Origin of the sequence: Kitasatospora sp. NPDC059803 (assembly GCF_042732255.1) — a bacterium.
Classification (GTDB): domain Bacteria; phylum Actinomycetota; class Actinomycetes; order Streptomycetales; family Streptomycetaceae; genus Kitasatospora.
The window spans coordinates 1-845 of the sequence record NZ_JBHWIJ010000574.1; the positions used below are offsets into that span (position 1 = coordinate 1).

Genomic DNA, 845 nt, shown 5'->3' on the forward strand with positions numbered 1-845 from the left:
ACCTCCGCCGCGAACGGAGCGATCTTCGCCTCGGCCAGCGAACGCACCGCCTCACGGAGCATCTCGTGCTCCTCGGAGATACGGAAGAGATCGAACTCCTGGCTCATGATCGCCACTCCTGTTTCACGACGGTACTCAGTACCCTTCATTATGCACCCACGCGGCAAAAAGGGAACTCAGTGCCTTCACATGGCGGCACTGAGTTCCCTATCCTTTTTTCTGCCGAACTTCTGCCGAACAAGCCGGTCCGAGCGCAGGGAGATGACAGCGTGGTCCACTCAGCCATCGATGCCGACACCCGGAGCACCACGCTGTACTTCCAGCGCTGCTCGTGGTGCTGCAACCCGACCTTCCAGCGGCTGCTCTGCCCCACCTGCGGCTCCACCGAGCTGCGGCTGGAGCCCAGCGAGGGCACCGGTGTCGTCCGACGCTGCGAGGTCGAGCAGGCCCGGACGCCGCTGGTCCGCCAGAAGTCCCTGATCCGGATGGCCGAGGGCTTCGACGTCTGGTGCATCGTCGACGGGCTGCGCAGCACCGTCCCGGTCGGGACGCGGGTGCGGCTGCTGTCCGCCCCCGGCTCCGAGCAGCCCGAGCTGCGGCTGCTGCCGATGGAGGGGCCGCAGCCGCCGGTGGACGTCGAGCCGCGCCCGCTGCCGCCCGTCCAGGGCGGGTTCACCCAGCACCTCGCGGCCTTCGCCGAATAGCGTCCACCGCACGGCGGATAGCGTCCGCCACACGCCGGAGGGGGGGGGGCGCCGCGCGGCGGCGGACCCCCCCCCCCCCGAGACGTCTGCGGGGGGGAGCCCCTAGGGCGGCAGCAACTCCGCGAGGGCCGGGGCGACCGC

1 protein-coding gene is annotated in these 845 nt (G+C 70.2%); it reads left to right on the forward strand.

The genetic code is table 11. The features are described from left to right. Positions 1 to 269 precede the first annotated feature (269 nt). The gene (locus tag ACFV6I_RS39590) at positions 270 to 704 is read left to right on the forward strand and encodes a hypothetical protein (protein ID WP_063346949.1); all 435 of its coding nucleotides are present in this window, start codon (positions 270 to 272) and stop codon (positions 702 to 704) included. Positions 705 to 845 lie beyond the last annotated feature (141 nt).